This window comes from Sphingobium terrigena, from assembly GCF_003591655.1.
Classification (GTDB): Bacteria; Pseudomonadota; Alphaproteobacteria; order Sphingomonadales; family Sphingomonadaceae; genus Sphingobium; species Sphingobium terrigena.
In genome coordinates, this window is the sequence record NZ_QVRA01000065.1 from 1 (window position 1) to 3,404 (window position 3,404).

At 56.2% G+C, this 3,404-nt stretch carries 2 protein-coding genes; one reads left to right on the forward strand and one right to left on the reverse strand.

The features are described from left to right. Positions 1–359 precede the first annotated feature (359 nt). Positions 360–2,288, reverse strand: coding sequence for an indolepyruvate ferredoxin oxidoreductase family protein (locus tag D0Z70_RS24195; RefSeq protein ID WP_119750754.1), 1,929 nt, complete (start codon positions 2,286–2,288; stop codon positions 360–362). A gap of 173 nt (positions 2,289–2,461) precedes the next feature. On the opposite strand from D0Z70_RS24195, the gene D0Z70_RS25910 reads away from it, so the two are divergent. After that, positions 2,462–2,983, forward strand: a complete 522-nt coding sequence (locus D0Z70_RS25910) for an IclR family transcriptional regulator domain-containing protein (RefSeq protein WP_420820409.1) — start codon at positions 2,462–2,464, stop codon at positions 2,981–2,983. The last annotated feature ends 421 nt before the right edge of the window (positions 2,984–3,404 follow it).

Below are 3,404 nucleotides of genomic sequence, written 5' to 3' on the forward strand. Positions count from 1 at the left end.
TGTGCTCAGCCGCATCGCCGACATCCCACAGAGCCGGCTCCACGAACTGCTTCCCTGGAACTGGCGCGTCACAGACGATCAACGCCAAGCGGCCTGATCTGCGTATTTCACCGGATGCATACGGTTCCCCCGATGCCGGTAACCATCACGCCGAACGATTTTTCGGTCCCGCGCACGGCAGGCTCGGGCAGACTGTCGAAAAGGGCATTCTCATAGTCGATGCCTGCTGGTCTGGCGAGTTCCCCGCCTTCGACTGTTACGAATGACGGACAGAAGCCCTTGACGCACGAAAAGTCCTTGTTGCAGGCCGATTGGTCGATTGTCCGCTTGCGCCCGAACTCGGTTTCGAGCGGTTGAACCTAAAGACAGTTCGACTGCACCGAACAATCACCGCAGCCCTCACAGACGCGGTCGTTGATGATCACGCGTCGCGCCGGATCGACAGCCAGCTTCTTGCCCCGCCGCCGGCGGAGTTCCGTCGCACAAGTCTGTTCGTAGACGATGACGGATACGCCGCTCTTTTCACGAAAACGCCGCTGCACCAAATCAAGCTCGTCGCGGTGATGGAGCGTGGTGCCCGGTGCGAAGTCGGATATGTTGAATTTTTCCGGCGCACTTGAAACGACGGCGATGGTGTCGATTGCTTCGCCACGCAGTTCGTGCGTGATCTGCACGACACTGATCGGGCCATCGATCGGTTGGCCGCCTGTCATGGCAACCGCGTCATTGTAGAGGATTTTGTACGTGATGTTGACGCCGGCTGCGACAGCCTGGCGGATCGCCATTGAACCCGAATGGTACCAGGTGCCATCGCCAAGGTTGACGAAAATATGGTCGTCTTTGAGGAAATGTGCAGCACCTGCCCAATTGGCCCCTTCGCCACCCATATGTGGGTAAGACACCACATCACGGTCCATCAAATTTACGAGCCAGTGGCAACCTATGCCAGCTAGCTGCTTGGAACCGGCGGGGGTTTTTGTAGAGCTGTTGTGCGGGCAGCCCGAGCAGAAATGCGGGGTGCGAATAACGTTTGACCGCGGGCGTGCGAGTTCCACTCGCACATGTTCCAGATAGCCGATCCAGATGTCCATAGCGTCCGTACGGTGCACCGGGGCAAGCCAGCGGTACAATACCTGCGCTATCATGGCCGGATTGAGTTCCCCGTGCGATGGTAACCAGGTCTCTCCATCGGAATTTCGCTTCCCGAGCACGTGCGGTCGCTGACTTTCTGGCAGATTGAACAGGATATCCTTGACCTGCGGTTCAAGGATTGATCGGCATTCCTCCACCACTAGGATCTCGCTCATGCCGCGCGCAAATGCTTCAATTAAGCTCGCCTCTAGCGGCCACACGAGTCCGACTTTGAACACGGTGATGACGGCCGCCATAAGTTGCGCGTCATCGATTCCAAGATCTGACAACGCTTCCAGCGTGTCGGACCAGCTTTTGCCGGCAGTGACGATACCGAACCGGCCTTTTGTCGCGCCGTGGGTCACACGGTTAAGCCGATTGATCTGTGCAAATGCATGAACGGCAGGCAGGCGCAATTGGAGCATACGTTCGTCCTGATCGACCGAGCGGTCGGGCCAGCGGGTGTGCACGCTGCTGATCGGAGCCGGGGGAAGAGAGGGAAATGTTCGCATCGGATCGACGTCGATCGCCAGCCACGATTCGTAGATGTCAGAGACGCCCTTCACCGCAGTCCAGACCCCGGCGTAGCGCGACAGCTGCCAGCCGATCAGGCCGAAATCGTAGATATCTTGTACGTTCGCGGCATTGAACGTCGGGATGCAGAGGGATGCCAGCGTATGTTCTGATTGCTGCTGGATCGAGCTTGACCGGCTCATAGGATCGTCCCCGACGGCCATAACGACGCCGCCCTTGGGTGCGGTACCCCACAGGTTGGCGTGTCGCAGCGCGTCTCCTGAGCGATCTATGCCAGGCCCCTTGCTATACCAGAGGCCGTAAGCACCCTCGAATTTGGGATTGAAAAAACCGATCTGCTGCGTTCCCCAGACCGCTGTTGCCGCTAAATCTTCGTTTACTCCTGGCTGGAAGCGAATGTCGTGCTGCTCAAGAAGGGGTTCAATCCGCCCAAATTCCTGATCAAGGTGGCCGAGTGGGGATCCGCGGTATCCAGATACGAAACCTGCAGTACGCAGCCCCTGCTTTCGGTCGCGGCGCGCCTGATCGACGGTCATTCGGACAAGTGCCTGATTACCGGAAAGGTAAACCTTTCCAGTATTTTCTTCGTATCTTCTGTCGAAAGCAATTTTTGGCGATGACATTGAACTCTCCCGATAGTTGTAGCTCTTGGCAAGCAACCGGATCTTGGTTCTTCAAAAACTCCATGGTGATCTTTCGAGGCTATCTAACGCGCTATGATTGGTCTCGACAAATGCGCTGGGTCAATTTATTCCCAATCAGTGGGATTTTAAATGGGTGAGATCGCTTGGTCGAGTTGGTCGATAAGGTACTAGATATTCTGGAGCGTGTTGGACGGGCTGCGCCGTGCTCCTTGCGCGATATCTCAGAGGAGTGTCGAATCCCGGTCTCTACAGCATTTAGGATCGTCGATACCCTGACTTGTCGGGGTTATCTCGTTGCAGAGAAGAAGGGACGTTATTGCCTAGGCTCAAGGTGGCGAGAGGTAGGCGAAAATAGCAGTTGGCTTAAGCTCCTTGAAGAAGTAGGGTGTCGTCCCCTCATGAGTCTAGCCCGCGCTGCGAGAGCGCATGCGCATCTTGCCGTCCTAGATGGCGACATGGTTACCTATCTCGTAAAACAACGTTACGGTCGAGGCGACATACATTCAGCAGAAAATATCCAACTCGAGGCCTATTGCACCGCGATCGGCAAGATGTTGCTGGCGCACCTCGAGCCATCCGAGCAGAACGCTTATCTCACAAGTGCGCCATTCATTCGGCTCACCTCCGCCACCATTATAGAACCACGAGATATTAGCTCGACTTTGTACGATTAGGTAGCGAAGCATAGTGCTTGAGCCATACGTACGAGGCGGGTTGTCGGAATATAGTGCGGTTCTCGGTGCGGCGGGGATTGTTGATTAATGTCGCCGACCCAGAGCTGGAGGCGGACGGCGCCGATGGCGTCACTGAATGTCAGGCTGGTTTTTCGATACCAGGCGGCGGAATAAGGGTTGCTTTTATTGGTTAGCAGATCGCCGGCCCATAGCGATATAAGAGAGTAGAGACCCAACAGCGCCGGAGTAGTTCGCGCTATGGCTTTGTCGGTCCACTGGCGCTGTGTCTCGACACCCAGTGACCTGCCCCCCGAGAGTTCCCTCATTCTAATGTAGAGTCTGCCGACAGAGGAGCAGACGTATGAGGAAGAGCCGTTTTACCGAAGCGCAGATTATCGGGATGATCAAGGAACAGGAGGCC